Consider the following 288-nt stretch of genomic DNA (forward strand, 5'->3'; position numbering starts at 1 on the left):
CGCGAGGACGTTCACGGACATGTTCGAGGCCATAGCAGAGGTCTGCGATCTCTACTCGCCACAAGAATGCTGGAAATACTTCAAGGCTGCTGGATATGTCTCAGGTTAAAGGCGGAATGCTTTAGCGCGCCTATTGCATGTTTTTCGGGAAAGCAGAAATAAAGGAAAGTCTGAACAACGCCTTCTGCTGCGCCGACGCGCCGATGTGAGGGCCATGCCGGGCATCAGGCAGCTTGTTTCCAGCGGCTTTCGGGCTGCTTCGGCCGCTCGGTTGGTGGACAGGCCAAT

General features: G+C 55.6%; 1 pseudogene. It reads left to right on the forward strand.

Annotated features, from left to right (window positions below):
• Nucleotides 1-109: pseudogene (locus C6W92_RS18095) on the forward strand (IS630 family transposase); the annotation flags it as partial.
• Nucleotides 110-288 lie beyond the last annotated feature (179 nt).

The organism is Roseovarius sp. A46 (assembly GCF_004126395.1).
Taxonomy (GTDB): Bacteria; Pseudomonadota; Alphaproteobacteria; order Rhodobacterales; family Rhodobacteraceae; genus Roseovarius; species Roseovarius nitratireducens.